The sequence below is a fragment of the Carnobacterium sp. genome, from assembly GCF_040274425.1.
Genome location: NZ_JBEMBC010000135.1, coordinates 1 through 4,377, shown reverse-complemented (window position 1 = coordinate 4,377; position 4,377 = coordinate 1). Strand labels below are relative to the sequence as shown.

Here is a 4,377-nt window from a genome sequence, read left to right as displayed (position 1 = left end):
TCATTTTACTTTCATCCTTTCTATGAATACTTTACAGTATCCAGTATAAAGGAATAAACAAGGAGTATCATGTAATACGTCTTCCAGAATTGGAATGGCGGAAATAATTGTTGCAGATTAATATTTCATGGATAAAGCAGTTTTTCTATATTTGATCCTTATATTATTTAAAAACTACTTAATATCAATATAACTTCCTTAGTGCAATATGATATGATTACCCTAACTACATCATTAAAAGATGAAGCAGGAGGAAAATATGACAAAATTTATAATCACCACCGAAAGCGGTTCTGATATATCTCCAGAGCTTATCAAGCGCTACAATATTCATGTTATTCCCATGCATGTTACTATGGGTTCGGAGACCTTTGATGATGGAAGCTTTGACGTTGAAGATGTTTATCGTTTTTATGATCAAACCGGTACCTTGCCAAAAACTGCGGGTACAACTCCACAAGATAACAGCGTTGTTTTCGAGCGTATTTTGGCGCAGCACCCTAAAGCTCACATTATTCATATTGCGTACTCAGCAGTCACAACAGTATCTTATACTTCTTGCACTATAGCAGCTGAAGATTTTAATAATATTCATATCGTTGACAGTAAAAATGTTTCCGGCGGCTTAACTGCTGTGATTGTCGCAACCGCAAAATTTATTGAAAACAATCCAAATACCACTGCGGAAGAGATTGTTGCTTTTGTGGAAGATGTCCGTGAACGTACACGTTTTGTTTTCTTGCCTCAGTCATTACTTTATCTGAAAGCAGGAGGCCGAGTTTCAAATGTAGCCTATCTTGGTGCATCTCTTTTGAACCTTCACCCTACTATTGTTCTTAAGGACGGTTATTTAGTGGCTTCTAAAAAATACCGCGGGTCGTTTGATCGCTGTTTGAAAAATACCGTTAAAGATTTCATCAAAAACTATGACATTGATCCAGAAACAGTGATTATTGGTGGGACAAAAAGATTGAGCGAAGACCATAAACAACTCGCTAAATTTTTGTTGCAAGATGCAGGTTACAATAATCCTTCTTGGTTCTCAGCTGGTGCTGTTATTTCAAGCCATGGCGGACCTGGTGCTTTTGGTATTATTGGGATCGAAAAGAAATAGCTCATAAAAATTTTCTATTTAAATTATTTATTCAAAAAAACTTGATTTAAGGAACCTGTTTACCTACAGTTTCCTTAAATTATTTTTTTACAAATTTTAATTATTTCTAATTGCTTCCTTTCCCGCCCTGTCAGTAATTATAAGTACTGATCTTTCACTTTTTCTTAAACTAAAACAAAAGTTTATATAATTCTGTTGACAATATGTATAGAAAGATGTTAAGTTTTAAAACGTAATGATTACGATTTAAAACTTGGAGGGTGAAATAAATGAAAAAAAGATTAAGTCAGTACATAGGACTGTTCGCAGTTAGTATATTATTAGTAGCATGTGGAGACAATGTTGCTTCAGACCAAGAGTCACAAAGTAGTATGAATGATCAAGCTACTGAAAGTTATGTGGATCAAACCATTGAAATTGATGGTTTAGCAGATCACTACCATACAGGTGATCCTGTTGAACTAAGTGCTCTGCCAGAAAAAGAAACTGAAACAGCTCAGTGGCATTGGTATACAAGAGAAAACGAAGAAAGCGAATGGGAAGTCGTGTCTGGTCAAAGAACTAAAGACTTTATCGGAGAAGCTACTGCCAATGGATTAGAGATCAAAGCTACCTTAGTAGATGATAACGACGAACCTTATGCTGAATCGGAACCTGCTAAGATTGTTATTGATGACCACCATGGCCATGATGAAGCGAGCAAACAAATCTATGCAGGCTATTTTGAAGATGCTCAAGTAGAAAATCGTGAACTATCCGATTTTGAAGGAGAATGGCAATCTGTCTTTCCTTACCTTCAGTCTGGTGATTTAGATGAAGTTTTTGAACATAAAGCAGAAGAAAGTGACACTATGACTGCTGAAGAATACAAAGACTATTATACTATTGGATATGAAACGACTGTTGATCAAGTTGTTATCAAGGGAAAACAAGTTACTTTTTATGATGATGAAAAAGAATATTCAGGAACTTACGAGAATGATGGCTATGAAATACTTAATTACGAAAAGGGAAATAGAGGCGTCCGTTTTGTCTTTAAATTAGTTGATGGTTCAGACGAAATGCCTGAATACATTCAATTCAGTGACCACAATATCTTCCCGGAAGAATCTCACCATTATCATTTATTCTGGGGAGATGACAGAGGCACAGTGTTAGAAGAAATGGATAATTGGCCAACTTATTATCCTGCTGACCTAGATGCAACTGGACTTGTTCGGGATATGCTAGCACATTAATCATTTTTTAAGATCAATTCTTTTATAGGCATGACAAATAATATAGTTTTAAATTAAATGATAGTGCTCCATTTGTTAGTTACCTTTAGCAAATAGATCCAGGAGGAAAATATGAAAAGAAAATGGTTTGTTTCAAGTATGCTTAGTTTAGTTGCAGGTGTGACTCTTTTGGGATGTGGACTAGAGCAATCTGACAGTGAAACAAAGAATAACTCGGAATTATCAGTTGTAACAACTTTTTATCCCGTTTATGAATTTACAAAAGAAGTAGCTGGTGATCGCGCAGATGTTTCTATGACTATAAAACCTGGAACAGATGCTCACGGTTTTGAACCAAGTGCTCGAGATGTTGCTGCTATAAATGATGCAGATGTGTTTGTTTATAGTAGTGGCGAAATGGAACCTTGGGTTGGAAGCCTTATGAGCTCTCTTGACAGCGAAGACCTTATTGCAGTTCGTACAGCTGATGCTGATAACTTTATTAGTACTGAAACGCATGAACATGAACAACAAGATAGCAGTGATCACAGTGAAGAGTTACTTGAAGTGGATGGAGATCTACCTACTACCGTTGAAATTAATGGACTAGCTGGTCACTACCATACTGGAGATATTGTTCAACTTGTTTCCAATTCAACTGAGATGAAAGATTCAACTGGCCTGCAGTGGTATATTCGTGAAGCTAACGCAGACTGGAAGGCAGTCTCAGATCAAACAAAGGAAACATTTGAATATGAAACAACTGGTGAAAGTTTTGACGTCAAAGTTGTCTTTTCTGACGAAGCTGGTACTCCATACGCTGAATCAGCTCCTGTTGAGATTGTTATCGATGATCACGAATGTTCAGATCCTCACATATGGTTAGATCCAGTATTAGCTCAAGACCAAGTGACCGTCATCAAAGAGGCCTTGATTCAAGCTGACCCTGAGGGGAAAACTTATTACGAAGAAAATGCTGAAGAATTTATTTTAGAACTTCAAAAATTAGATGAAGAATATAAGACTGCTTTGTCTTCCGCAACTAATCGAGTGTTTGTCGTTCAACATCAAGCATTTGGATATATTGCTCAGCGTTACGACTTAGAACAAATTGCTGTAGGAGGCATTTCTACTGAAGTAGAACCTAGCCCATCACGTATTGCGGAAATTAGTGAATTAGTTAAGGAATATGATGTTCCTGTTATTTATTACCAACAAGGAGCAGACTCTTCTATTGCTCAAACAGTAGGCCAAGAAACAAATACTGATATAGAAGTATTATATGACCTTGAAAGTGTTTCTCAAGAAATGCAAGATGACGGTATGGATTATTTAAGTTTAATGCGTAAAAATCTAGAAGCTTTACAATTAAGTATTCACTAATTGGTGATTGTATGATTTTAATAAATTATTATCTAAAAGAGAGAATCCCCTTTTTCACAAGGGAGTTCTCTCTTTTTTACTATTTAAATTCTAAGAAATAACGAACATATGGTACACTAAAGCTCTAAAATACTTTCTAGCTTTACTTTAAAGGAAATGGAGAAGCGATAAAACTATGCAACATTCTGATTATAAACAGTTCTCTACAATTTGGATCGTCTTTATTGCCTTGTTTTCGTTCTTATACATACATCCACAATTAGTAGCTGCAGCTGAATTACCAGAAACTCCGTCCAATTTTTATTATTATGATGAACCTGGGATTTTGACTCCAGAGACAAAAGAACTTATTTTAACGATAAATGAACACTATGAACAAACTGCTGAGAAACCTCAAATAGTCGTAGCGGTCATCGATTCATTAAATGGAGAAACCGTTGAAGACTACAGTGTTGCCTTATTCGAAAAATGGAAAATTGGAAATATTGATTATGATAATGGTGTCTTGATTTTATTAGCAATAGAGGAACGAGAAATTCGGATTGAAGTGGGATATGGTTTAGAAGGTGCTTTAACAGATGGGAAAACCGGGAAAATATTAGATGATAATCTAGCTTATTTAAGCAACAATTTATTCGATGGTGGACTCCAAGAAATATTTAG

4 protein-coding genes are annotated in these 4,377 nt (G+C 35.7%); all 4 read left to right on the top strand.

Annotated elements, in window-relative coordinates:
* Nucleotides 1-241: 241 nt before the first annotated feature.
* Complete coding sequence (locus ABS911_RS14460) at nt 242-1,114, top strand: DegV family protein (RefSeq protein ID WP_350468141.1); 873 nt, start codon at nt 242-244, stop codon at nt 1,112-1,114.
* Between the two features lie 269 nt (nt 1,115-1,383).
* A complete protein-coding gene (locus ABS911_RS14455; protein WP_350468140.1) occupies nt 1,384-2,352 on the top strand; it encodes a ZinT family metal-binding protein in 969 nt (322 codons plus the stop codon).
* Nucleotides 2,353-2,463: 111 nt separating this feature from the next.
* A complete protein-coding gene (locus ABS911_RS14450) occupies nt 2,464-3,714 on the top strand; it encodes a metal ABC transporter solute-binding protein, Zn/Mn family (RefSeq protein ID WP_350468139.1) in 1,251 nt (416 codons plus the stop codon).
* A 175-nt stretch (nt 3,715-3,889) separates the two neighbouring features.
* The coding region (locus ABS911_RS14445) for a TPM domain-containing protein (RefSeq protein WP_350468138.1) at nt 3,890-4,377 on the top strand (488 nt) is incomplete at its 3' end.

Bases quoted from the DNA above. Each gene is read 5' to 3' on its own strand.
- ABS911_RS14460 (WP_350468141.1), top strand. From the start codon at position 242: ATGAAGCAGGAGGAAAATATGACAAAATTTATAATCACCACCGAAAGC.
- ABS911_RS14450 (WP_350468139.1), top strand. From the start codon at position 2,464: ATGAAAAGAAAATGGTTTGTTTCAAGTATGCTTAGTTTAGTTGCAGGT.
- ABS911_RS14455 (WP_350468140.1), top strand. From the start codon at position 1,384: ATGAAAAAAAGATTAAGTCAGTACATAGGACTGTTCGCAGTTAGTATA.